The organism is Robertkochia flava (assembly GCF_020166515.1).
GTDB lineage: Bacteria > Bacteroidota > Bacteroidia > Flavobacteriales > Flavobacteriaceae > Robertkochia > Robertkochia flava.
Map to the genome: position 1 here is coordinate 597,909 of NZ_JAINZT010000005.1, position 24,664 is coordinate 622,572.

The 24,664-nt window shown below is 44.1% G+C and carries 21 protein-coding genes; 8 read left to right on the plus strand and 13 right to left on the minus strand.

Annotation, left to right across the window (positions count from 1 at the left end; translation table 11 throughout):
• The first annotated feature begins 91 nt into the window (after positions 1-91).
• Positions 92-4,582 (plus strand): ATP-binding cassette domain-containing protein, encoded by a 4,491-nt coding sequence (locus tag K7R11_RS09045; protein ID WP_224490207.1) that lies wholly within the window; start codon positions 92-94, stop codon positions 4,580-4,582.
• 207 nt (positions 4,583-4,789) lie between these two features.
• Here K7R11_RS09045 and K7R11_RS09050 read toward each other — a convergent pair whose 3' ends face one another.
• From K7R11_RS09050 to mnmE, 3 genes are all read right to left on the minus strand, one after another.
• Positions 4,790-5,374: a hypothetical protein gene (locus K7R11_RS09050; protein WP_224490208.1), complete on the minus strand. Its 585-nt coding sequence runs from the start codon at positions 5,372-5,374 to the stop codon at positions 4,790-4,792.
• A 3-nt stretch (positions 5,375-5,377) separates the two neighbouring features.
• Positions 5,378-5,725, minus strand: a complete 348-nt coding sequence (locus K7R11_RS09055) for a hypothetical protein (RefSeq protein WP_224490209.1) — start codon at positions 5,723-5,725, stop codon at positions 5,378-5,380.
• 681 nt (positions 5,726-6,406) lie between these two features.
• Positions 6,407-7,828 carry a tRNA uridine-5-carboxymethylaminomethyl(34) synthesis GTPase MnmE gene (gene mnmE / locus K7R11_RS09060; RefSeq protein ID WP_224490210.1) on the minus strand — a complete coding sequence of 474 codons (1,422 nt, stop codon included), beginning with the start codon at positions 7,826-7,828 and terminating at the stop codon, positions 6,407-6,409.
• A 164-nt stretch (positions 7,829-7,992) separates the two neighbouring features.
• Between mnmE and K7R11_RS09065 the strand changes: the two genes are divergently transcribed.
• The 3 genes from K7R11_RS09065 to K7R11_RS09075 all read left to right on the plus strand — a co-directional run bounded on the left by K7R11_RS09065 (position 7,993) and on the right by K7R11_RS09075 (position 9,813).
• On the plus strand, positions 7,993-8,490 hold the full coding sequence (locus K7R11_RS09065; protein ID WP_224490211.1) for a Dps family protein: 498 nt from the start codon (positions 7,993-7,995) through the stop codon (positions 8,488-8,490).
• A 10-nt stretch (positions 8,491-8,500) separates the two neighbouring features.
• A complete protein-coding gene (locus K7R11_RS09070; RefSeq protein ID WP_224490212.1) occupies positions 8,501-9,376 on the plus strand; it encodes a mechanosensitive ion channel family protein in 876 nt (291 codons plus the stop codon).
• Between the two features lie 80 nt (positions 9,377-9,456).
• On the plus strand, positions 9,457-9,813 hold the full coding sequence (locus tag K7R11_RS09075; RefSeq protein WP_224490213.1) for a DUF4870 domain-containing protein: 357 nt from the start codon (positions 9,457-9,459) through the stop codon (positions 9,811-9,813).
• A 179-nt stretch (positions 9,814-9,992) separates the two neighbouring features.
• Here the strand turns inward: K7R11_RS09075 and dnaN are convergent, their stop codons facing one another.
• The 5 genes from dnaN to K7R11_RS09100 all read right to left on the minus strand — a co-directional run bounded on the left by dnaN (position 9,993) and on the right by K7R11_RS09100 (position 14,732).
• Entirely contained in the window at positions 9,993-11,111 is a 1,119-nt protein-coding gene (gene dnaN / locus K7R11_RS09080; protein ID WP_224490214.1) for a DNA polymerase III subunit beta, read from the minus strand.
• A 72-nt stretch (positions 11,112-11,183) separates the two neighbouring features.
• The gene (gldG, locus tag K7R11_RS09085; protein WP_224490215.1) at positions 11,184-12,863 is read right to left on the minus strand and encodes a gliding motility-associated ABC transporter substrate-binding protein GldG; all 1,680 of its coding nucleotides are present in this window, start codon (positions 12,861-12,863) and stop codon (positions 11,184-11,186) included.
• Complete coding sequence (gene gldF / locus K7R11_RS09090; RefSeq protein WP_224490216.1) at positions 12,860-13,573, minus strand: gliding motility-associated ABC transporter permease subunit GldF; 714 nt, start codon at positions 13,571-13,573, stop codon at positions 12,860-12,862. The genes gldG and gldF overlap by 4 nt, the downstream gene beginning before the upstream one ends.
• Positions 13,574-13,605: 32 nt before the next feature.
• Positions 13,606-13,902, minus strand: a complete 297-nt coding sequence (locus K7R11_RS09095) for a putative quinol monooxygenase (RefSeq protein WP_224490217.1) — start codon at positions 13,900-13,902, stop codon at positions 13,606-13,608.
• A complete protein-coding gene (locus K7R11_RS09100; protein WP_224490218.1) occupies positions 13,902-14,732 on the minus strand; it encodes an SAM hydrolase/SAM-dependent halogenase family protein in 831 nt (276 codons plus the stop codon). Before K7R11_RS09100 ends, K7R11_RS09095 begins: the two co-directional genes overlap by 1 nt.
• Before the next feature lie 178 nt (positions 14,733-14,910).
• Between K7R11_RS09100 and K7R11_RS09105 the strand changes: the two genes are divergently transcribed.
• From K7R11_RS09105 to acs, 3 genes are all read left to right on the plus strand, one after another.
• The gene (locus K7R11_RS09105) at positions 14,911-15,870 is read left to right on the plus strand and encodes a PhoH family protein (RefSeq protein ID WP_224490219.1); all 960 of its coding nucleotides are present in this window, start codon (positions 14,911-14,913) and stop codon (positions 15,868-15,870) included.
• A gap of 304 nt (positions 15,871-16,174) precedes the next feature.
• Positions 16,175-17,128, plus strand: coding sequence for a phosphoribosylaminoimidazolesuccinocarboxamide synthase (locus K7R11_RS09110; RefSeq protein WP_224490220.1), 954 nt, complete (start codon positions 16,175-16,177; stop codon positions 17,126-17,128).
• A gap of 157 nt (positions 17,129-17,285) precedes the next feature.
• Positions 17,286-19,193: an acetate--CoA ligase gene (gene acs / locus K7R11_RS09115; RefSeq protein WP_224490221.1), complete on the plus strand. Its 1,908-nt coding sequence runs from the start codon at positions 17,286-17,288 to the stop codon at positions 19,191-19,193.
• A 52-nt stretch (positions 19,194-19,245) separates the two neighbouring features.
• Here the strand turns inward: acs and K7R11_RS09120 are convergent, their stop codons facing one another.
• Genes K7R11_RS09120 through K7R11_RS09135 form a run of 4 tightly spaced genes read right to left on the minus strand, consistent with a single transcriptional unit; the run spans position 19,246 to position 23,501 of the window.
• On the minus strand, positions 19,246-19,911 hold the full coding sequence (locus K7R11_RS09120; protein ID WP_224490222.1) for a 3'-5' exonuclease: 666 nt from the start codon (positions 19,909-19,911) through the stop codon (positions 19,246-19,248).
• Positions 19,911-21,812, minus strand: a complete 1,902-nt coding sequence (locus K7R11_RS09125; RefSeq protein WP_224490223.1) for a DUF294 nucleotidyltransferase-like domain-containing protein — start codon at positions 21,810-21,812, stop codon at positions 19,911-19,913. Before K7R11_RS09125 ends, K7R11_RS09120 begins: the two co-directional genes overlap by 1 nt.
• Positions 21,813-21,843: 31 nt before the next feature.
• The gene (locus K7R11_RS09130) at positions 21,844-22,407 is read right to left on the minus strand and encodes an NUDIX hydrolase (RefSeq protein ID WP_224490224.1); all 564 of its coding nucleotides are present in this window, start codon (positions 22,405-22,407) and stop codon (positions 21,844-21,846) included.
• A 5-nt stretch (positions 22,408-22,412) separates the two neighbouring features.
• A complete protein-coding gene (locus tag K7R11_RS09135) occupies positions 22,413-23,501 on the minus strand; it encodes a M42 family metallopeptidase (RefSeq protein WP_224490225.1) in 1,089 nt (362 codons plus the stop codon).
• A 148-nt stretch (positions 23,502-23,649) separates the two neighbouring features.
• Here K7R11_RS09135 and K7R11_RS09140 point away from each other — a divergent pair, with 148 nt between their 5' ends.
• Positions 23,650-24,309, plus strand: a complete 660-nt coding sequence (locus K7R11_RS09140) for a DUF4294 domain-containing protein (RefSeq protein WP_224490241.1) — start codon at positions 23,650-23,652, stop codon at positions 24,307-24,309.
• A gap of 159 nt (positions 24,310-24,468) precedes the next feature.
• On the opposite strand, the gene K7R11_RS09145 is transcribed toward K7R11_RS09140, so the two are convergent.
• Positions 24,469-24,664 (minus strand): hypothetical protein (locus K7R11_RS09145; protein WP_224490226.1); only part of this gene is annotated, 196 nt, incomplete at its 5' end.

The window sequence follows — 24,664 nt, forward strand, 5'->3', positions numbered from 1 at the left end:
TCCACCGGCCTTTTATCCATAAATCCGAAGGAGTAATAATCTTCCTATCTTTATTCCCTTTATTAACCAAACGGATTATCAAGCAGCCTGTATGCGGATCATAAATGCCCATCAAAACAACCTGAAAAACATTCATCTAAGTCTTCCCGGAAATCAGCTCATTGTAGTTACCGGTTTGTCGGGATCCGGAAAGTCTTCCCTGGCCATAGACGTTATTGCCAATGAAGGATACCGGCATTTCCTGGAAAGTCTGTCTGCATATAATCAGCAAAATGCACAATTGATCCCTACAGCAGAAGTCGATGAAATAACAGAGCTGCCACCGGTGATCCGGATCGGGCAATCAAAACGATTTCAATCTGTTAATGCCACTTTTGGTACCCTGTCTGAGCTGACTTCGGTTTTTAGAATACTGTTTGCGCGATTTTCCGGAAAGGGTCCCCTGAGCAAGTCGCTTTTTTCCTTTAATCACCCCAAAGGGGCCTGTGAAACCTGTCATGGGATCGGGCAGGAAGAGTACATCGATCTTCAGAAGTTGATCGAAGATGAGGACAAAACCCTGCGTGAAGGAGCCATTGCCACGACCTTGCCTAATGGCTATATTGTTTATTCGCAGGTCACCGTCGAGGAGTTAAATAAGGTCTGCCGGGCTCATGGCTTCAGTGTGGATGTACCATGGAAATTGCTGTCTGCTGAACAAAAGGACGCAGTGCTATATGGCAGTGACCGCACTAAGGTGTATTACGGGAAACACAGTATAGAATCGCGTCTGAAATGGAAAGCTTTAAAGGCCAAGCCCCGGGAGGAAGGTTATTACAAGGGCATGCTTCCTATCATGCAGGATATATTAAGACGAGACCGGAATCCTAATATCCTGAAGTTTGTGAGTTCCAGGGTTTGCCAGGATTGTAACGGGGCGAGAATAAAAGCTGCACACCTTCAATACACATGGAAAGGACTCAATTTCGGGGAATGGATGGACCTTTCGTTAGGCCGATTATACGAAAAGCTCCAGGGTCTGGATCTCACCCCTCCGGAACAGGAGTTGGTCCGGACGATTTCCGACCCGCTATATGATATGGTACAGTTGGGAATGGAGCAATATTCCCTGGGTACACCAAGCATCGAGATCTCCTCCGGCGATGGTCAGCGTATCAAACTGATCAGGCAGGTAAACAGCAGTCTGCAAGGGATCATGTATGTCTTTGATGAGCCTTCCATAGGATTGCCCGAAGCACACCAGGAGTATCTGCGTCATATCTTTGATCGCCTGATAGCCCGGGGAAATACCGTTATGGTGGTGGAGCATGATCTGAATTTTATCCGGTCGGCCGACTGGATCGTGGAATTAGGTCCGGAGGCTGGGGTTCATGGAGGCCAGGTGATCTTTAACGGCCCGGTGAAGGATTTTTTAACAGCCGAAGATCCTGCCAGTCCCACCTTAAGTGAACTGCGAAAACCAACTTCAATCCCTGTTCATGATCCCGATTCGCTATCCTTAGATGAGTTTCAACCCCGGGAGGGAAGCCTGACCGTAATAAACAGGAAGACTACCCGCGCCATGGAGGCAATAACCGAATTCTGCCTGCAAAAGAACTACAGCCTTATAAAGGTGACAGATCAGCCTATAGGTAAAACTCCAAGAAGTAACCCCGCCACCTACACAGGATTGGCAGATAAAATCCGGGATCTCCTGGCTAAATCTCCGGAGGCGAAGGCGAAAAAGTTGGCAAAGGGAGCCTTTTCATTTAATAATAAGGCAGGTAGGTGCCACACCTGTGAAGGGGCCGGAGTTATTACCCTTTCCATGAATATCATGGGGTCTGTTAACCAGGTTTGTCCGGAGTGTAATGGCAAACGTTTCAAACCTGAAGTGCTCCAGGTGCATTGGAATCGCAGCAATATCGCAGAAATTTACAATATGGATGCAGAGGAAGCTTTTGATTTCTTTGCAGGCGAAGAAAAGATTACCCGGGTATTAGCTTTAATGCTAAAACTGGGCCTTGGGTATGTTAAACTGGGTCAGCCTTCAAATACCCTGTCCGGAGGGGAAGCACAGCGAATTAAGCTCACAAAGCATTTTTCGAAGCGCTCAAAAGATACCGTTTTATTGCTGGAAGAACCCAGTATAGGCTTGCATCAGAAAAATGTGAGGCAGCTGCTCCAGGCTTTACATCAGTTAAAAGGGCAGACTGCAGGAATCATCTGTTTTGAGAATCATACCCTGTTTCAGTCCTCCTGTGATGCGCTGGTGGAAAACGCCGTAAAGGCAAAATTTAATCGTAGGGACAAGGTCAATTCCCAGGAAACAGATCAGATCATCATTAGTGGTGCCCGCACCCATTATCTCAAGGACCTGAATCTCCATATCCCTAAGCATCAACTGTCAGTGATCTCCGGGATATCAGGGTCAGGTAAATCTTCCCTGCTAATTGATACCCTTCATGGATTCGGCCTTCAGGAAATGACCAAACAGTTTTCAACCTATCAGCTATCCAGAAGCGGAGCAAACGAACGATTTGAGGTAGATCTCATTACGGGACTCACCCCTACGATCTGTGTGACCAGGAAGGTAAGGAGCTTTTCAGAGCGGTCAGATATGGCTATGCAAACCGGGATCGACAGGATCTTGCGATTTGCATTTTCCAGAAAAGCGCAGTTTGAAGGGGAGGAGTTGTCTGCCAGTCATTTTTCCGGAAATCACGAATTAGGAAAATGTATGTTATGTGATGGGACAGGACAGGAATTTTTACCGGACCTGCAGAAAATTGTGCTTGATGAGACTCAAAGTATCTCCGAAGGTCTGTTCGAGCATAACAAGGCGCTGGCTTATTACGGGCACAGGGGCAGCCAGTACATGGCTATCGCAGGAGAAACAGGTAAAAAGTACGGGTTTACCCTGAAGACGCCTTTTCAAGCGCTTACACAACAGCAGAAGGATATTTTACTAAATGGTACGGGTGAAACCATTTGGGAGACCCAATGGAATTTTAAGACCAAAACCAGGGAAGGTACACAACAAGTTCGGATGCCATGGAACGGACTGTTTCAATATTTGAGGGAGGAATACATGAACACCCGCAAGAACAAGAATATTGAAAATCTGAAAGCCCTGTTTACCCCAGTACGCTGCCGTCATTGCAAAGGAAGTGGATTAGATCCCGGGCGATTGGACTTTAAGTTGGGGGGGAAGTCCCTTCATGAAATAAAATCGATGAATTTTACAGACCTGGAAGACTGGCTCCTGGAGCGTGATGCTTACGATGAAGTAGATAAAAAACTTATATCGAACATTTCAGCCCATCTTACCCATACCATAAAAAGGGCAAAGCAGCTGCATATTGATCACCTGCAACTTCACCGCCGGTCGAATACGCTTTCCGGGGGCGAATGTCAACGGGTAGAGCTTATAAAACAATTAAACAGTCCGCTTAAAGGCATTACCTATGTACTGGATGAACCTTCGGCCGGATTATCAGAAACCAATATTCCAGACCTGGTTAACCTGCTAAAGGAGCTTATAGAAAAGGGGAATACCGTGATCGTTATTGAACATAACAAAGAGATCATTCTGGCTGCCGATCACCTGATCGAGCTGGGACCAAAAGCAGGCAAATCGGGAGGATATATTACATACCAGGGTATTCCAAAGGAATATCTGAAAAGCCCTGGCTGTCATCCCTTTTTGAAGATGCCATCCGGGAAAATCCACTTTGATCCGGGTGGGAAAACCATTGAGATTAGGAACCTTTCAAGGCATACATTAAAAAAAGAAGTACTCTATATTCCGGTTGGTGGAATAACCGCTATCAGCGGGAAGTCGGGTATAGGGAAAACCACCCTGGTAAGAGATGTGATCATCCCTGCCATCAGGAGCAGTAAACCTGTGCATTGTGAAAGTATTGACTTTCCTGCAAAGTACACCGGAGTTCATTATTTTGAACCTAAAAGACTCAGGGCCTATAAGAGTACTTTACTGGTATCTTACCTGGATTTGCTAAAGGGCATCTGTAAGGTCTTTGCAAAGGAGACCGGACTTAAACCAGGTGATTTTTCTTATAAGAACAAGTCTGCTCAATGTGTAAGTTGCAAGGGAAAGGGGTATACAGAAACCTCCCTGGATATTGTAGCCGGTATGAAAGAGACTTGTGAAGTGTGTAACGGTATGCGATACCAAAAATCTATATTAGAACATACTGTAGGATCTAAAAATATCGCTGAGGTGCTCAACCTGGATATTTCCGGTCTGAAAAAATGGATAGAGCATCAGCGTGTTTCGTCCGGGGTAGCATTGTTCTTAGATCAGTTAGAGGAAACAGGGTTAGGACACCTCATTTTAGACCAGCCCGTCCGGTCGCTGTCTTCAGGAGAAAAACAACGACTGTTATTGTTGAATTGGCTTCAGGATGCCGGAAGGAATGCCTTGTACATCCTTGATGAACCCGCTATCGGACTACATTATGCGGATATCGATCTGTTGTTTGGCATGCTTGAAAAGATCAGTGAACACAACGATATCCTGGTTGTAGATCATAATCCGTACCTGCTGGGAAAAATCGGGACAGGAATAATCTTGAACTAATGAGTATCTGTATCAGGTAGATTTATATTTTTGATCTTTTTGGTGTATCTGTAATTACTGTTTGCCCAGGATGTGGAAGATCACTTTCCGATACAGAAAGTAATTTTAGTTGAAAAACAATGTGTTAATAAGTGTCAGTTACAAATGAGATACAATTTTGTTATATATGAGTAGTTTTCGCTTAATTTAGATTTCTTAGTTTTTTTGTTATTCGTAAACAATATAGTTTGGATTTACTTTCAATAGCCAAGCTGACTCTGTAGTTGAATCCAATAAAACCAAATTGTAGTTAATGTCTTCTCGTTTTTTACGATTATTATCTAGGGGTAGAGTAATATAAACATCTGGGATTAACGATAGAACAGAATCAATGCTTACACCTTCCATTTCTATGGCTTTTGAATAGGGGATCTCTTTTTGTGAAAGAGCTTCAAAATATATTTCAGATTTCGGTGATACCTGAATGGAATATTTAATTACAGAATCCGTTTTAAAGATTGCTTTAAAAGGGTATATCGATTTTTGAATACTATCGTATAATTCCCTTTGCTTCTGATTTAATTTAAGAATTTCAGACCGATTTGACTCTGAAACGGCTATGTAAGGATTAAAGTCTTCCGGGAAAAGGTACCTGAATTTCGCCCAATAATTCTTAGGGTTTTCTTCGTTAACTGAATAAAATATAAATACAGATTTTTTATTTGACTCTAAATTGCCGAAGAACATATACAGCGATGATAAGCATATTAAAATCGCAATTGAAATGCCCAAGAACAAAAGTTTTCTTTTCATAATTTATTCACAATCTAATCCTTTACTTCTAGCTAAATTTATTGATTGAATTATTTGATCAATTTCGGAGGATGGAAGATATTGATCAAGACCTTCCCAGGCTAAATCCTCATAATAGTTCATGGGTTCTGTGCCTCCATCATACTGGTATAATACATTCGCAATGTTTTTAACATATTGATCTCTCATGATCGCGTGCGACAATTCATCACTACCTGTTGTATTCAAAATATATAGCCCATATAATTCTTCGAATGAATTTTGTCCAACCTGAAGATGTCTCCTAAGTTTTGCGTGAATTGATTCATGAATTATTGTTTTAGCAATTTCAATGCCAGATCTATTTGCCAAGTTCTATGCATTAAGATTTACTATATAATTGTTATCATTTCTTTCAAACCTTCCATTCAATCGAACGCCATTGCTATTCACAATATCCGGTACCACTCTATAAATTAGTGTGCTTTTGTCGTAATTGTCGTCACTAAATGCCACCAAAATTGATGTCATCTCGTTAAAATTATCTATTCCTGTCCTCAACAATTTGTCGTATACGCATTTCGCTTTTGTATTAACCATAGACGCATCAACAATTATTTTATCCGAAACATTTATTTCCCCACCTTCCATTTCCGCCTTCATCCAGGCTTTTGCAAAAAAGAGGTTTTCCTCGGTACGACCATTATCTATCAACCATCTATTTATAGTGTAAGCTTTTTCAGGTTAGAGTTGGTAATATGTTAATTCCGCATCTGACATTTGATAATTAATATCCCACAAATAATACTCCAACTTCAAAACACTTTTAGCCCAATCATTTACAGCCATTGAGCCAATGGGAGTACTACTGCAATCTGGACAATCTGCGTTTGCAGTGGCGGTCTTGAAAAAGTTTATTTTGGTAGTTGATCCTGGACAATCAATCACTAGTACATATCCTGATCCAGTACCACTTCCTCCACAAATTGAGGATCCATGGGTTTGATCATCATTACTACCTCCACAACTATGCCAATAATTTAGTTAGATGTGTCACTTTCCGATACAAAAATTCGCAAAGATATTCCCCAGCAGGTCGTCACTCGAAATTTCTCCGGTGATCTCCCCGAAGTGATACAACGCTTGTCTGATATCGATAGCGAGCAGGTCTCCCGGGAGTTCGGCATCCAGGCCTTCCCGAACCTTTTCTACCTCCTCCAGTGCCTTTAAAAGGGCGTCGTAATGCCTGGTATTGGTAATGATGGTCTCGTTGTTTCTCAACGCACCTGTATTGATGAATTCAAGCAGTTTGTCCTGGAGTTTATCCACACCAACGCCGGAACGTGCCGATAGATGCAGGGCTTCAGGAATCTGTTCCGATACCTTATTCCGTTCTTCTTCGGTAAGTACATCAATCTTGTTGGCAATAATCACCAGATGTTTCTGGGGATATTTGTTTTTAATTTTCCCGATCTCGGTAATGATGGTGTCTAACGTTCTGCCATTCGGACCGGTTGCTCCATGCAGGCTTTTCTTTACCGTTTCGCAATCGAAGAGGTAGATCACCACCTGGGCCTTTTCGATCTTTTCAAAGGTGCGCTGAATCCCGATGCTTTCTACCACATCCTTGGTTTCCCTTATTCCGGCGGTATCAATAAAACGGAATCCGATGCCCCCGATCACCATCTCATCTTCTATGGTGTCACGGGTCGTACCGGCTATATCGCTCACAATGGCGCGCTCTTCCTGCAGCAGGGCGTTCAGAAGAGTCGATTTTCCTACATTGGGCTCGCCCACGATAGCCACAGGAATCCCCGTTTTGATCACATTCCCGGTGGCAAAACTGTCGATGAGCTTTTTCAGTACATTCCTGATGCGTTCCAGCAGATTTCTGAATTCGTCCCTGTTGGCAAATTCCACATCTTCTTCGGCAAAATCGAGCTCCAGCTCGATGAGGGAAGCAAAGTTCATCAGCTCTTCCCGTAAACGTGCTAATTCATTACTGAATCCCCCGCGCATTTGCTGCATGGCGATCTGGTGGGCTGCGGCATTATCTGAGGCGATAAGGTCGGCTACGGCCTCTGCCTGGCTCAGGTCCATTTTTCCATTGAGAAAGGCCCTGAGGGTAAATTCTCCCGCATCAGCCATACGACACCCTGCCCTTAAAAACAGCTGGATGATCTCTTGCTGGATATAAGGGGAGCCGTGACAGGAGATCTCTACAACGTCTTCCCCGGTATAGGAATGCGGATTCTTAAAGAGGGATACCAGAACCTCATCAATAACCCGGTCGCCATCCATGATATGACCAAGGTGTATCGTGTGGGTTTTTTGCTTATCCAGGTCTTTCCCGTGAATGGAACGGAAATGCCTGCCGGCCAGCGCAATCGCCTTTTTCCCCGAGAGCCGGATCACAGCAATGGCACCTGCCCCCGATGGGGTCGCTAAAGCAATAATGGTATCCTCAAGTTTCATGTAATAGTTTTCAACAAAAATACGAATCTAATAAGAGAAAAGAGAGTTGCAGATCCATATAGCGTTAAAGGAAGATTTAAGGTAAGTTAAATCTTGTTAAACGCTTGATTATCTGGAGGATTTTGTTATCTTAATTAGTGAATCTTAAAAATGTAGGTAAGCATATGAATTATTTGAATTTAGATAAGGACAAGACAGAAAAAACAGTATACGAGTTAAATGTTTTACTGGCAGATTATCATCTGTACTATCAGAAGCTCAGAAATTTTCACTGGAATATTCTCGGGCGAAATTTCTTTGATCTTCATGAAAAGTTCGAAGAGTTATATGACGATGCCAAATTCAAAATTGATGAACTGGCAGAACGTATCTTAACGCTTCGACACCGACCGGTGAGTAATTTATCAAGATACCTTGAGATCTCCAATGTAAAAGAATCGGGCACCGATCTGTCTGATGTAGAAATGATAGAAACGCTTTTGAGCGACCACTCCGAAATGCTGAAACAGATGCGCAATGTGGTTCACGTGGCCGGAGACTGTGGAGATGAGGGTACAATAGACCTGATCGGAGCTTATATTCGGGAACTTGAGAAGACCTCCTGGATGTTAGATGCATGGAGAATGAAGACCAATGAGGTACTTAAAGCGAAAATGTCTTAATACGAACTGAATGAAAGAACAGATTTCCCAGGCATGGGATAAGATGTTATCAGAAGTAGGTTCATGGCTGGATAAACTGGTCATGAACCTACCTAATTTTTTACTGGCCTGTGTTGTATTCCTGGGCACCTATTTTCTCTCCAAATATGTATTTACCCTGATGCAGAAACTACTGGGCAGGACGTCCATGCAGAGCTCTGTACGTAGGATCACTTCCCGGTTGATTTCCATTATCGTGATTCTGTTTGGGATATTCGTGGCTTTAGGGATATTAAACCTCGATAAGATGCTCACCTCCCTGCTTGCCGGTGCCGGGGTGGCCGGTCTGGCGGTAGGTCTGGCATTACAGGGATTGCTTACCAATACCTTTTCAGGAATCACCCTGTCTTTTGTTAAATACATGAAACTGGGCGATTGGGTGGAGACTAACGGGTATACCGGGGAAGTGGTAGATCTGAGTTTACGCACCACTACCTTAAGGCAGATCGATAATAATATGGTTTCCATTCCCAATAAAATGGTCATAGAAAACCCCTTAAAGAATTATTCGGTAACGGCCCAGTCCAGGGTGATCCTGGAATGCGGGGTAGCTTATGACAGTGACCTTGAAAAGGTGAGAAAACTGGTCTTAGAAACCATTAGCAGGCAATTCGAAGCCGTGGAGTCGGCCTCCGACATCCTGTTCTTCTACACCGCTTTCGGAGATAGTTCCATAAATTTTGAAGTGCGATTCTGGATCGATTCCACTTCCGGGTTAGAGATCCTGAAGGCCAGGGGAGAGGCCATTATGGCGTTGAAAAGGGCTTTCGATGAGCACGGAATTGTGATTCCTTTCCCAATTCGAACCATCGATTTCTCCAATCCTATCCCAAAGTCGGAAGCATAAGGTTTTAATCCTGTGGTTACTGTAACATTTTCGCTTTTAAATCGACATATGTATAAACATCATCAATCAAAATAAAAATCATGGAAAAGAATTTGACGCTTAAAAGGATAGATACCCAGTTATTGGCCATCACCCATTTAACCCAGCTCCTGGATTACGTCACCGGTTTTGGAGGATTCATCATCCCCCTGGTGCTATGGATTTCCAATAAGGATAATGTTCTGGGGATGGATGAACACGGAAGATCTATTTTAAACTTCCAGCTGAGTATGTTCATTTATTGCCTTATCAGTATTCCGCTGATACTGCTCTTCGGATTGGGCATCCTATTGCTGATAGGTATCGGGATAATTGCTTTTGTATTTCCCATTATCAATGCCATAAGGGCCTCGAATGGGGAAGAACCCTACTACCCATTAAGCATCCGTTTTTTTTAAGCCGGTAAGCAGAGAGACCGGGAGACAGGGAGACAGGGAGACAGGGGAGCTGGTAGAGGAAGAATCTGGCAGGCATGTAGCCCAAGACGTTCTCATGTTCACAGTTGTTCTCATAACCCAATAACAAAAAAAGCTGCCTTATCGGGCAGCTTTTTATATAAATAGGATTCTTCCACTTATTAGTTGTTAAGCATTACCGGCATCACCAGCATGGTAATGTGTTCTCCTTCATCCAGTCCGTCGGTAGGCGTAAGGATCCCGGCACGGTTAGGAAGGCTCATTTCGAGAGATACTTCATCCGAGGTCAGGTTGTTCAGCATTTCGGTAAGGAATCGCGAGTTAAACCCGATCTGCATATCATCGCCCTGGTAATCACAGGTTAGGCGCTCTTCTGCCTTGTTGCTGTAATCAAGATCTTCTGCAGAGATATTCAGCTCTGCTCCCGCGATCTTAAGACGGATCTGATGCGTGGTTTTATTCGAGAAGATCGAAACCCTTTTTACTGAATTTAAAAGCTGCATGCGATCGATGCTCAGTCGGTTCGGATTCTCTTTTGGTATAACCGCTTCGTAATTGGGATATTTTCCGTCTATGAGTCGGCAAACCAGTTCTATATTTTCAAAGATAAATTTCGCGTTACTGTCGTTGTACTCAATGGTAACCTCATTTTCACTACCTGCAAGGATGTTCTTTAAGAGGTTAAGAGGCTTTTTAGGCATAATGAACTCGGCCACCTCAGAGGCAGAGACATCCTGTCGCTGGTATTTCACCAGTTTGTGGGCATCTGTGGCTACAAAGGTCAGGTTCTCCGGGGAGAACTGGAAGAATACCCCACTCATTACCGGTCTCAGGTCGTCATTTCCTGATGCGAAAATGGTTTTGCTGATGGCAGTTGCAAGAATATCTCCAAGGATGGTGGTTGCACTTGGATCGGCCAGTTCTATAGTATTTGGAAATTCAGCCCCATCGGCGTATGCCAGGGCATATTTTCCATAATTCGAACTGATCTCAACCGTATTATTGTCTTCAACTACAAAGGTCAGGGGTTGTTCCGGGAATGTTTTCAGGGTATCCAGAAGTAATTTAGCCGGTACGGCGATACTTCCCTGTGAATCAGAATCTACCTCCAGGACAGAACTCATCGTGGTTTCAAGATCAGAAGCCGAAACGGTTAGTTTAGTTCCATCCAGTTCAAAAAGAAAGTTATCTAAAATAGGAAGTGTATTACTGTTGTTGATCACTCCTCCCAACACCTGTAGTTGCTTAAGCAAATATGAGCTTGATACAATAAATTTCATGTAAATCGTTGTTTTCTAACACTTACAAAGATATCTCAATTGGTTATTAAATAGAAAATAACTTATTAACATTTAAACCTGATACCGGCGCTTTCTGAAGTAGGAAAAGCCCAGTCCGGCCAGTACTGATAAAATCGCTGGAATTCCAATATTTACGAGCTGCCATAAGGATTTTTCCTCCATGGTTTTCTGCTGATCTAAGAATGCCAAAGTCACTTTTTTGGTCCGAATGTTTATAAGTCCGTTGTCGTCTAAAAGGTAATTCACGCAATTCAGCAGAAATTCTTTGTTGCCGTAAAAGTTGTTGGTCCATTTATCATAACCTAATTCCATCGGATTTCCATTGCTGAGATCGTTCCTGATAAGGTCCCCGTCAGCGATCACGATCATACTGTTCTGTCTGCCTTCCTCTCTGAAATCAGGCAGGGTAGCAGGCTGAACTCGGTTTTTAAATACGGAAGTGAAGTTTCCTTCCAGCAGGACCGCCAATGGCAAACCACCGTTGTTAAAGCTGGCTTTGTCCGGTTCCTGTCGCACCATATCCAGGCTTACCTCAACAGGGGTGCCCACAGATTTGGAAAGCGGAGAAGATTGGAGGAGCACGGTTTTTTCGATCCCGTTATTCAAGGTGTCCATCGGATTGGAAAACTGCATGCGTAAGGCTTCAATATTGGTGTTTATGGGGTGATTCTCCGGGGAGAATACCATAGGTGCGTACAGCCAGGGAGCCGGATTGTACTGGGTTTGATTCCCGCTTCCGGAGGCCAGAACGATCTGGGTAAAATACAGATCGCTTACCAAAGCGGGGTTAATACGCACGCCGTACTTAAAAAACATGTCATCCAGGTTAAGGTCTCTGGGAACGGCGATGCTGGTTCCTTCATTTCGGTAGAGACTGTCCATTTCCATGATCACCTTATCCATGAGCCAGATACTTTTACCCCCATGCATGGTAAATTGGTCGAGAACCAGTTTTTCTTCCTCAGAAAAAGCCTCGGTTGGCTTGGCGACCAGTGCAAGATCATAGGCTTTAAGCTGCTCCAGGGTTTCTGCCGGATCAGAAGCCACCGAATCCATGGTAAAGGGCGCCAATTGGTAATAATCCTTCAAGGTGTTCAGGAAATCTGCAATAAAAACATCCGCAAGCTCTCCATTACCCTTTAATACAGCGATCTTTTTTTTGTTGGTCAGGCCTATTTTGGTAAAGGCATCTGCAAAGGCATATTCCAGGTGGCGCACAGAATTGTTTATTCGCTCTTCTTGGGTGGCGCCGAGGTTGTTTTTAAGAAGGGGCACCCGAACGGTTTCCCTTCCTTTATTAACAATAGCCCAGGGAAAAACATATTCCTGGGATACTTTGTTTCCTTCTTCAATGGTGATACTCGCCGGTTGCATGCCCATGGCCTGAAGTCCCTCGACGCTCTCCCCGTTATTGTCTTCCTGTGGGTTTATAAAATTAATATGAATGTTGCGGTTTACCCGACTGAACTCATAGAGCATCTGCCGGGTTTCATCCCTGAGCTTCCGAAATTCAGAAGGCAGGTTTCCTTCAAGAAATACATCCACGTAAACAGGGCTGTCAAAAGGTTCCACGGCCCTTTCTGCCGCATCACTCAGGGTATACCTTTGGTCTTTGGTAAGGTAGGCCCGGATACCGCTGAGGCCCGAGAGGTAATTCAATAAGAACAGAAATGCACATAATAGTAGGAGGGATACGATTCTGTTTTCTGATATCTTTTGTGTTAAGCTCATTTTTTAAGAAATGTGGCAGTTAATACGATAAATAGTACGCTCAGGCTTATAAAGTAGGTCAGATCTGCCAGGCTTAATACGCCCCGGCTGATGCTGTCAAAATGGGCTTTTATCCCTAACCCTTCTACAGCGGAAAGGGCAGGTGATAATTCTGATACCGCCTGCGGAAGGTAGAGCAGGCCAAAGCACAATACTACAGCCAATATAAAGGCAGTGATCTGATTCGTACTTACAGAAGAAGCAAAAACCCCTACAGCAACAAATCCAGAAGCCAGAAAAAGCAACCCGAGATAGGATCCTATAATACTTCCCATATCCAGGTTTCCCGTTGGATTTCCCAGGGTATAAAGGGTGTACACATAGAGCAGGGTAGGTATCAGGGTACATACCACCAGCAGCAAACCGCCAAGAAACTTCCCCGTAACCAGCTCATAGATCGATATGGGCTTTGTAAGAAGCATCTCCAGGGTACCCAGTTGTCGTTCATCTGCAAAACTTTTCATGGTTATTGCGGGAATCAGAAAAACAAAGACCCACGGGGCTAATTCAAAGAAGGGGGTCAAATCGGCAAATCCGCTGTCGGGAATATTAAACGGACCTTTGAAAACCCAGAGGAATAAGCCTGTTATGACCAGGAAAAGCCCCATAACGAGGTAGGCTATGGGTGAGGTAAAGAAATTGCTGATTTCTCTTTTGAGGATGGCAAGCATAGTACACTATTTGAGGCTATAAATATAATTACTTAAGGTAAACTCTGTATCCGGTCTACACTCCAGGCCTGCGGTTTTTCACAGAAGCCTTTCTTGGTTTCTTTCCAGATGCCTTGAAATACATCTGATTGACGATACTTTTCCAGACTTTCCGGCTGATCCCAATAGCTGTAGGTAAAGAATACATTCGACTGATCCCGGTCCCGGTAAAGTTCCAGATGCAGGCATCCGGGGAATTGGCGGATCTTCTCCTTATTTTGATCGAAGTTCTTTAAAAATTGGGGTATAAAGGGCTCTTCGAAACCCATTTTGACAATCCTTATCAGCATTACACGAATTTTACGGTTATGGAATCTCTGTAGTTTAATCCTAGTAAACTGGAGGCCCCGCCAACAGTTTCCAGATTACTCTTATAGACAGCGATTTCGATGAGCCCGGAAGAATTGAATATGGCCAATCGTTCTCCATCGGCATTTCTGCGGTTCTTTTCTGCATTGAAATTGATCACATCGCTGTATTTCTCATGGATTCGCTCAAACTTATGGTTACGGGCATACAACTCAAAACCACGTCCCTTGCGGTGCGTTTCGAAGAACTTCCTGGAGATATTGGAAATTACATTTCCGTAATTATCGATGTAGATCACACTGCCACTGATCTGGTCGCCGGCTGTGTTGACCAAAGGAGACAATCCTTTTAGAACTTTCATCGATTCGATGCGTTTCCCGATCACCTCCGGCTGACCTCCACGGGCCAGATGAGTACTTACTTTTACGAATACGTCAAGAACAGGAAACACCCCCTGAACCCGGTCGTGGATGTTGATCTCCACAATTTTTTCAGGCACGATCTCCTGGGCCAGGAAAGAGAGAATCCCATTGTCGGCCCCCACAAAATGATGCCCGTCAATCGTTACAGCGATATGTTTGTTCTCCGGGGTCAATTCGGAATCCACTCCAATGATATGCACGGTTCCTTTAGGGAAGGTCTTGTAGGCGTTCTTGAGAATGTAGGCCGCTTCGGTGATATTGAACGGACTTATATGGTGGGAAATATCAACAATAACAGCCTCCGGTAGCTCGCTGTAAATAAACCCTTTAATGGCTCCCACAAAGTGATCTCGCACCCCAAAATCTGTAGTCAGAGTAATGATCGCCATCTATAAATTGTTGATATATTTTTTAATTAGGAAAATCTTTTTTTGCTTATGTTTGTTTAGGACCCTTTATAAAGATCACAACTGCTAACAAACCTACTAAAAAGAAAGCGATTTTTTTAATTCAGGTTCAAACTTTATTGAGTCAAGTATAGAATAACCCACCAAAAACCAAACGCTTTTGAACGAACTGATCATTGAACTTACAGAAATAAATCCAAAGGACTTTTTTGGAGCTCAGAATACCAATATTCAATTGCTCAAAAAGTATTTTCCCAAGCTCAAAATCGTTGCCCGGGGAAACAGGATAAAAGCCTACGGCGATGAAGAAATGCTGGAGGAGTTTGACAAACGGTTTGACAGGCTTGTCACTCATTTTGGGAAATACAATCAGCTGGATGAAAATATAATTGAACGTATCCTCACCTCAGACGCCCGGGAAGGGTTAGATGAAAACAGCCATCTCGATGGGGAGGTACTCCTGCATGGGGTTAGCGGCCGGATCATAAAAGCACAAACTTCCAATCAGCAAAAGCTGGTGGAATTGATGAAGAAGAACGACATGGTTTTCGCTATTGGCCCTGCCGGTACCGGGAAAACCTATACAGGTGTGGCCCTTGCCGTGAAGGCATTAAAGGAGAAGCAGGTGCGTCGTATCATTCTTACCAGGCCGGCAGTAGAGGCAGGAGAAAACCTTGGTTTTCTCCCGGGAGACCTGAAAGAAAAACTGGATCCCTATATGCAACCCCTCTATGATGCACTCAGGGATATGATACCTGCTGAGAAACTAACCAATTATATTGAGAACGGAATCATACAGATCGCTCCTATGGCCTTTATGCGCGGACGTACCCTGGACAATGCTTTCGTGATCCTGGATGAGGCTCAGAATACCACCCATGCGCAGATGAAGATGTTTTTAACCCGTATGGGAAAAAATGCCAAGTTTATGATTACCGGAGATCCCGGCCAGATCGATCTTCCCCGAAGGGTGATCAGCGGACTGAAGGAAGCTGTCCTGGTGCTTAAGGATGTTCCGGGGGTAGGCATGCTGTACCTGGATGATAAGGATGTTATACGCCACAGGCTGGTTAAAAGCATAATCGCGGCCTATAAGACCATAGAGCATTCGAATGCCTGATGCCTTTCCGGTTAAATTTCTTTTCAGGTACATTTCGGATCCTTCCGGGATTATAGAAGATCACCGTCTGTAAACCGTCATGCCTGACAATGTAAAAAAGGTAGTGCAAGATACCCGGTTTTCAGTACCTGTTCCCTTAAATAAGGCAGAAATATAACCGGGTCTTCTTAGAAGGTATGTTAGTTGTAAGTTGTATCAATTTTTATTTGAAAAACAGCGACCGAAAAGGTTGCGAAATAAGCTGAAACAATAGTAGAATTAGAAGTATCTTTGCTCCTGAAAATAATAGCTACGATTCATACTTATGAAGAACACTATCACTTCTACAAATTTTAATTTTCCGGGTCAGAAAGATGTATACCGGGGTAAAGTGAGAGAGGTGTACAGCCTTGAAAATGACCTCCTGGTCATGGTTGCTACAGACCGTCTTTCTGCCTTTGACGTGATCATGCCAAAAGGCATTCCTTACAAAGGGCAGATCCTCAATCAGATCGCCACAAAGATGATGAAGGATACGGAAGACCTGGTTCCAAACTGGTTGATCGCTACTCCGGACCCCAATGTTGCAGTAGGTAAGAAATGCACGCCTTTTAAGGTGGAGATGGTGATCAGGGGATATCTTTCCGGTCACGCTGCAAGAGAATATAAGGCAGGCAAAAGGCAGCTTTGCGGAGTTCCGATGCCCGAGGGGATGAAGGAGAATGATAAATTCCCACAACCCATTATTACGCCTGCAACCAAGGCAGAAAAGGGAGACCATGATGAGGACATTTCCCGTGAAGATATCCTCAAGCGAGGTATCGTTTCTGAGGCAGATTACCAGGTGCTGGAGAACTATACCCGGGCCTTGTTTCAGAGAGGTACAGAAATTGCCGCCAAACGAGGACTTATCCTAGTGGATACGAAATATGAATTCGGAAAAACGGCAGAGGGGGAAATTGTTCTCATAGACGAGATACACACCCCGGATTCGTCCAGGTATTTCTACGCTGAGGGCTATGAAGAACGTCAGCAAAAGGGAGAGGCGCAGAAACAATTGTCTAAAGAGTTTGTCCGCCAATGGCTTATTTCCAATGGTTTTCAGGGACTGGAAGGTCAACAGATTCCGGAAATGAGCGATGACTATGTGAACTCGGTGTCTGAACGCTATATTGAGTTGTATGAGAAAATTACCGGAGAACCCTTTGTAAAGAGTGATCTTTCGGATATCGAAGAAAGAATAACAGAAAATGTTGGCAAATACTTAAAGAGTTTGTAGTATTTGTAATACGTTAAAAAATCACAAAAAATAAAAAATACCCCGATGTTCGGGGTATTTTTTTTGCAAAAAATATCGGATTCTCGTTTATTTGATAGCCTGAGATCAGGTGTGTAAAAACAATATTATCCTTATCCAAACCATTAACCAATTCACTATGAGCAATTACCACATTAAAAATCTTGAAGAGTACTATCAGATCTACCGGAAATCGGTGAGAGATCCTGAAAATTTCTGGTCTGAAATCGCCGAAGAACATTTTGTCTGGCGAAAAAAATGGGATAAGGTTCTGGAATGGGATTTCAGTAAACCGGAGGTGAAATGGTTTGAAGGTGCCCGGCTGAACATCACAGAAAATTGTATCGACCGGCATTTACTTACCAAAGGTGACAAGGTGGCTATTTTATGGGAGCCTAATGATCCTTCTGAACCTGCTGTAAAGATCACTTATAAGGAACTTCATAACCGGGTGGGGAAATTCGCCAATGTGTTAAGGTCTCAGGGAGTCGAAAAAGGGGATCGGGTTTGCATTTATCTTCCGATGGTTCCTGAACTGGCCATTGCGGTTTTGGCCTGTGCCAGGATTGGAGCCATTCATTCGGTGGTATTCGCAGGTTTTTCATCTACCGCCCTGTCAACCCGAATCAATGATGCCAGTTGTAAAATGGTGATCACCTCCGATGGTTCTTTCAGAGGGAACAAGTCGATAGATCTTAAGGGGATAGTCGATGAAGCCCTGCAGCAATGTGATTGTGTAAACAGGGTATTGGTGGTGAAACGAACCGGAACAGAAGTTGTTATGAAGGAGGGGCGCGATGTGTGGTTACAGCCTTTATTGGATGCAGCATCTCCCGAGTGCGAACCGGAGATCATGGAGGCAGAAGATCCATTATTTATACTTTATACCTCCGGCTCAACAGGCAGACCCAAAGGAATGCTTCATACCTGTGGAGGGTATATGGTATACAGTGCCTATACATTCAAAAACATCTTTCAGTACAAGGACGATGACGTGTACTGGTGTACTGCAGATATTGGCTGGATCACCGGTCACAGTTATATTGTTTACGGCCCGTTAATTAACGGGGCTACCACCCTGATGTTTGAAGGGGTGCCGTCTTACCCCGATTTTGGCAGGTTTTGGGAAATAGTAGAAAAACATAAGGTAAATCAATTTTATACGGCGCCAACGGCCATCAGGGCTTTGGCCAAGGAAAACCTGGATTTTGTTTCCCGTTACAACCTGTCTTCGCTTAAAGTTTTAGGTACAGTTGGCGAACCGATCAATGAGGAGGCATGGCATTGGTATAATGACAACGTAGGTAATAATAAATGTCCGATTGTGGATACCTGGTGGCAAACGGAAACAGGAGGAATCATGATCTCTCCGATACCTTATGCTACGCCTACCATTCCAACGTATGCCACCCTGCCGTTGCCTGGTATTCAACCGGCACTCATGGATGAGAATGGCCAGGAAATAAAAGGGAACCTGGTGAGCGGCAGATTATGCATAAAATTCCCGTGGCCAAGTATGGCACGAACCATATGGGGAGACCATGAACGCTATCGCGACACGTATTTCTCTGCCTTTCCAAATACCTACTTTACCGGAGATGGTGCGCTTAGAGATGCCGTAGGGTATTACCGTATAACGGGTAGGGTAGACGATGTGGTGATTGTATCCGGACATAATTTAGGAACTGCCCCTATAGAAGATGCCATAAATGAGCATCCTGCGGTGGCAGAATCGGCTATTGTGGGCTTCCCGCATGACGTTAAGGGAAATGCATTATACGGTTTTGTTATCTTGAAGGAAGTGGGAGAGAGCAGAGACCGCAGTAACCTGAGTAAGGAGATCAACCAGCAGATCACAGAACACATTGGCCCCATTGCAAAACTGGATAAGATACAGTTCGTATCCGGGTTGCCTAAAACCCGAAGCGGGAAAATTATGAGAAGAATTCTAAGGAAGATTGCTTCGGGAGATGGTTCCTCTCTTGGGGATATCTCCACTTTACTCAACCCTGAAGTAGTTGAGGAGATCAAAAAAGGGGTTTTATGATCCATTCACTGCAAAGACAGATATGTGAAAGCCGGGGTTATCCCCGGCTTTTTTATTGAACCCTGATCAGCGTTTTGGTTTTCAGGCTTTTCTTTTTCTCCCATCTTCGCCAAAGCTTCATAAAAATCAGCGCGGTAATAAAAGCATCGCCGGCCGCCGTATGACGGTCTTTCAGGGGGACGTTCAGTTTCTCTGCTACCTCGTCAAGACTATAGCTTCTTTGTTTATCCACAAGGTTGGAGGTGATCAGTCCTCTTCGATAAAATTTCATGGTATCCACAACTTTATTTTTGAGCGGTGGTAATCCATGGCGTTTTAAAGCCTGGTTGATCATGCCAATATCAAAATTGGCGTGATGAGCAATAAGGGGGGCGTTTCCAATATAGTCCAGAAACTGTTTCAGCATCTCCAGCTCAGAAATGGTTTGATGCCGGGGATTGTGGAGAATTCCGTGAATAGGCACTGTATCGGGATTGAAATGATCCTGTGTCGTATAAATTTCCAGGGTGTCGTCTAAACGGATTTGGTTATCCAGGATCTTAACTGCGCCCAGGGCCAGGATCCGGTCTTGGTTAAAATCGAAACCGGTGGTTTCTGTATCAAAAGCGACATAGGTGGTTTGATGCGCAAATTCCGGAAGCGGTTCCCTGAAGGTTTCCAGATACGCCTTCCAGAATCCCGGAGCATCGTCGGTTGACTTTTTGGTGAACCACTTCATCAGATCAGGTTTACGAGTTTGTAGCGGAGTTTGATAAGATCCTGCAGATCGCCTATGGTGTTAAAACATCTTTTAAGTTTTACTTTTTCTTCTTTGGAAAGTGATTTCAGGTCGATGAACCTTCCGCTGTCTCCATGCATAAGCCCCTGACGGGTCCTGAATTTTAAGAGGACCTTCGTCGCATAGGAAGCAGAGAGGTATAACTCCCTGTTCTGGGGTTCGAGTTCGGCCAGTTTTTCGTAGCGCTCAAAGGTGTTGTTGATGTTTTTAACCTGGTGTTCGAGGATCAGCACTCTGGCAGCATCGGTTATGGGAATAAGGGCCCTTTTTTTAAGGTCAAAGAAGTCCTTGTATTCTCCATTGGTTTCGAGGAGGAACTGTCTGAAAAATCCCATTGGAGAGGGATTGAGCAGGGCACTGCGTGCCAGGTTGGCTTTAAAGATAGGCAGGTCACTGGTTACCTTGAAGATGTGGTCGGCCAGGGCGTTAACAAGATTCAGCTCTCCATAGCTGATATCGTAATCAAAGAAAACCTGGCACAACAGTATATGATCGTCAATGGGAGATTTAACCCAGTCGGAAAATTGTTCTTTCCATTGACTAAGGCTCAGGCACCATTTAGGATTGCCGGCCATCATGTCTGCAGGGCAATAATCGAATCCGATTTTGAGAAGACGCTTGTTTACGTTCTTGGCCAGCTCCATAAAATACGTGTGAATGTCCGGATAAGATGCCTCATCCTGATCTTCAAATACAATAGCATTGTCCTGATCGGTAAGAAGTAATTGCTCTTTACGCCCCTGGCTTCCCAGCGACATCCAGGCGAATTTACATGGGGGAGGGGTATTCATTTTTTTGATGCTAAGCGCGATACATTTCTTGATCGTGGCATCGTTCAATTCAAACATGACCCTCGATATATGGGTCATGGGAATATTGCTTTTTATATATTGTTCCAGAAGTGCTGTAATGTTCCGCCGTATTTTCTTTAAATCTTTGGTCTTTTTGGCTCTTAGGAGCGCTTTCATAAGAAAATAAGGGTTGTTACCCTGGCTTACAATAAGGTCGTGTTCGGCAACAATACCAAGTGCATTTGAATTGGGGGTGCCATCTTCCGTAATACAGATATGACTTATGCGGTGTTTCATCATGGCAAGATGTGCCTGGGAGGCGGTAAGGGATGCTGGATAACATATTACCGGACTGTTCATGATTTCCTTAACCGGCATTTGTATATCCCAGTTACCGGAGGCAACTTTTACCCGGATGTCTTTATCAGTAACAATGCCTGTAGGTTTTCCGTCTTCAAGGATCACTACCGAACCAACACTGTGAAGGTTCATAAGCCCTGCCAGATCCTTAATGGTGGTATCTTTACTGCAGGAGATAAGCTTCTTGTTGTAATGAACAGTTTGCAGTTCGTGGATGTCTGATGTCAGGTCCAGGTTGCCTCTGGAGGGCGACTCGGTGTAATAAGGAGTATGTGTGTTAGAGGCCAGGCTGCTTAGCAGGTACTCGCTCACTTTCGGGTTGTTAACTGTGATCGGCTTAAAGGCTTGTATAGGGATCAGGTAGAATATGCTTTCCTCCAGGGTCTTTGCGGAAATACTGTAATGCTTCCCGGCAAACAGAGGTCTCAGGCCAAAAAGATCGCCTTCGTCACATTGGTCCAGAGTGATTTCTTTCCCGTTTTCGTTCTGATAGATCTCGACGGCACCCTGTTGGATAAGGTAAAAATACGGTTTGCAAGGGTCTTCCTGTTTGAATAAATGCTCTCCTTTATAATTGTATTGTACCGTGATCTCTTCTGCAATCGACTTTAATTCCTCCTGTTCAAGGAGATGAAATGGCGGGTAGGACTTCAAAAAGTCAGCAATCCGAAGGGAGATCGTATTTCTCATATGTTGAAATTAATAAAAAATACCCGTGCTGTCAGGGTGTCTTCTTTTGAAATATGGAAGTCAGGTGGTGTATAACAAGTTTCAGGTATGCAGGGTCAAAAGGGACAAAAACCTCATCGAAATGGTCCGGGTCCTGCATCGCTTCCAGGGTGCTGAAGGGAAACCAGCATGCTTCCTCGACTTCTTCCTTCTGAAGTGCCAGGTCTTTTTCCGAAAAGTCACATTCAATACAATAAATATGGTGGAATTCATTGTCGATAACATCTTCGGCGTGTACGGTCTTTGATGGGTGCATGCCTATCCATTTGAGGTCTGTGGACTTCAGGGAAAGGCCTAATTCTTCCCGGGCTTCCCGCACCGCAGTCTCCGGTGCATCATCTCCCGAAGTAATATGTCCCGCTACAGATACATCCCATTTCCCGGGGAATGTCATTTTTGAACAGGCCCTCTTCTGAAAGAGGACCTGTTTAAGGGAATTGTATATCCAGAGATGAACGGTAGGATGGAAGACGCCTTTTCTGTGGGCCTCCGATTTTAATATGGATCTGCCGGTAGGTTTCCCGTCATCCGTCCATATGTCTACCCATTCATCCATGCTGATTAATTGAAATAACTGAAGTTATGGTTGGGCTTAATGGTAAGCAGGCTTTCATAGATCAGTTTGATCACGTTTTCCACATCCTCCCTGTGTACGGTTTCCACTGTGGTGTGCATATAACGAAGAGGAAGAGAGATCAGGGCAGAAGGAACTCCGCCGTTGCTGTAGGCAAAGGCATCGGTATCGGTTCCTGTATAGCGGGATGCTGCCATTCGCTGAAATGGGATCTCTTTGGTTTTAGCGGTCTCTATAATGAGTTTCCTTAACCTGTTTTGTACTGCCGGCGCATATGAGATCACAGGTCCGGCTCCGATTTCGGCATGCCCCTGCTTTTTCTTTTCGATCATCGGGGTGGTCGTATCGTGGGTTACATCGGTTACAATGGCTACATTGGGTTTAATGGTCTGGGTGATCATTTCTGCCCCTTTCAGGCCGATCTCCTCCTGCACCGAGTTGGTGATGTAAAGTCCGAAAGGCAGGTCCTTCTTGTTTTCCTTTAATAAACGGGCAACCTGAGCGATCATAAATCCGCCAATCCGGTTATCCAGCGCCCGGCATACGAATTTGTCCTTATTGAGAATAAAGAATTCGTCCGGGTAGGTGATCACACACCCCACATGCACGCCCATGGCTTCCACTTCGGCCTTATCCTTAGCTCCGATATCAATAAAAATATTCTCCAGTTTGGGAGCTTCTTCCTTGTTGTTGTCCCTGGTGTGAATGGCAGGCCAACCGAAGACACCCTTTACGATTCCCCCGTCGGTATGTATATTCACCACTTTTGACGGAGCGATCTGGTGGTCGCTTCCCCCGTTACGGATCACGTAAATAAGGCCATTGTCTGTAATGTAATTTACATACCAGGAGATCTCATCAGAATGCCCCTCGATAACCACCTTGTATTCGGCCTCCGGATTGATCACTCCAACGGCAGTACCATAGATGTCGGTGATAAAGGTGTCTACATACGGTTTCAGGTAGTCCATCCAAAGTTTTTGTCCTTCCCATTCGTATCCGGTAGGAGAGGGGTTATTCAGGTAGCGCTCCAGAAAACTCATGGAGTCTTCATTGAGTATACTTTTCTTAGTCATATCATTAATTATTAGTGATGCACGAAATTAAGAAATTCACATAGATTTAATAAGGTGCCAAGGAGTTATTTCCTATTTTTGAACAAGCTCAAATCTACACCAGTTGCGATTGATTTTAATTGTCATATGGACGCTCTCCACCTCTGTGATGTATGCACAGGTGAAAAAGGCGGACTCTTTAAAGATTCCCGGCCAGAGAGACAGTGTGCCTGTGCAATACTTCTTTTTTGAAGGGGATTCCATCCCCAGAACAGCCATTGAGCTGGACCCGGTTTTTGTTTTTCAACCCCTGGTATTCGATAACTATGAAGCCAAAAGACACTATTATATATTAAAGAGGAAGACTCTTAAGGTGTATCCCTATGCTAAACTGGCGGCCGAAAGGCTTACGGAGCTCAACGAGCGATTAGGCAGGATGGAAACGAATGCAGACAGAAACAGGTATACCAGGATCATCCAGAAGTATATCGAAGAGGAATTCTCAGCAGAACTTAAAAAACTAACCCGAACCGAAGGGCAGATCCTGGTGAAGCTTATCTACAGGCAAACCGGGAATACAGCCTTTGACCTGGTTCGTAATTTAAGGAGCGGGTGGAGGGCCTTCTGGTACAATACCACTGCGAGCATGTTCGATATTTCCCTGAAGGAGACCTATGAACCTTCTGTGGTTCATGAAGATTACCTTATAGAAGACATTCTGCAACGAGCCTTTGCCAGTGAACAACTGGAACCTCAGGCCTCTGTATTGGATTTTGACTACGGAGAACTAACTAACAAGTGGAGTATCAATAAATTAGATCCAAATTAGTTGGAGGAAACTCCAATTTTTTCTTATCTTTGAAGTCCGCTCTAAATAAACCTACTATTTTAGTACTCAATGAGTTAACTCTCATTTTTTCTGTGACATTGTTGTAAAATCCGGTGGGATGCATTGCTATTCCCTGTTTAAAACGCTTTAATCCTTTGATTATGAGCGCAGGGCTTTTTTGGGTTTGGTTTTTTTGAAAAAAACTGCATTGAAAGTTTGTGTGTAATTAAAAACCCGTCTTATATTTGCACCCGCTTTGAACAACAAGGCACCTTGTAAGAGGGGCAGTTTGGAGCGAAAAAGTTCTTTTACACGGCATTGAAAACGCGAAGGGCAACTTGGAAAAAATATTTTC